Here is a 1,028-nt window from a genome sequence, read left to right on the forward strand (position 1 = left end):
TTTGTTGGCTGTATCTTGCGTGTTTATGAATTTAGGCATTAGAAGTAGTCTTCCAATATGGCGAATTCTTGTTCGCCAATTCAACGTTTGAATAATTTTAAAGCTTCTTCTTCATTGTCGGCAAACAGATAATGTGGTCCATGACCTAATCCTTCAGAGCAATTTGAGTTTCAACTTACGTACCCATCTTCAAGCTTGATGAGTCATAGTTCGTTTGTTTCAGGATTGAACTTCCTGATGATTTGAGTTTGTGATTTCATTTTTTCCTTTTCCCGGCAAAATAAAATTTGCCGTTTATGCGGCAAACCTTTAAGTATAAGGGTTTGTAGGCGCTTAATCTAATAAGCGTGCCGTATCTCTACCTTACTATTATACAAAAAAATTAAATTAAATCAAAAATATTTATTTTATTTTTAGACTCATCCCAATCCTGGTTGGTTATGAATACCTCTATGGCTGCACCAGTAACGCCATTAAGAGTATATTTTTTGTCTTTGGAGTGAACGATCCATTTGTTCGAATAACATCAATTTTTAAGTTTGACATTTACGAACCCCTTATTTTCAAAAATATTGCTCATCCCTCATTTAATGCCTGCAGCGTTCAGGCGCTCGCAAAACGCAAGCATTTCGTCATCTTGTTCGTCCGTTCAATGCTTATTATAGTTTGCCTGCGTTCCCAAATATGGCGGGTCCAAATAGACGAAATCGTTTTCCTTGTCCACCTTTGAAAAATCAAAATCCTTGAACCCTTGTTTTATCGATTCTATTCTTGCACTCTGTTTGTTTGCCTGATAAAAATCTTTAAGACCAAAAGGCGTGAAGTTATAGGCTCCCCATGACTTGTCAAGTTTTCCCGTTTTTCTGGATATTTTAAGCGTGTTAGAGAAAGCAAACAATGACGCTATATATAAAGTCTTGGCATCGGAATTTATGCCCACGTTGTAATCCTCAAGTCATTTGATCCATCCCTGGTATTCCGGCAATGTGTTTGAACCTTGTTCTGTAATGATTCTCTCTCTCTCTCTG

General features: G+C 37.1%; 1 protein-coding gene. It reads right to left on the reverse strand.

From position 1 onward, the window contains the following. Positions 1 to 649 precede the first annotated feature (649 nt). Entirely contained in the window at positions 650 to 940 is a 291-nt protein-coding gene (locus N1032_RS23775; protein WP_259542861.1) for a DNA adenine methylase, read from the reverse strand. Positions 941 to 1,028 lie beyond the last annotated feature (88 nt).

It is taken from the genome of Herbiconiux daphne, from assembly GCF_024979295.1.
Lineage (GTDB): Bacteria > Actinomycetota > Actinomycetes > Actinomycetales > Microbacteriaceae > Herbiconiux > Herbiconiux daphnes.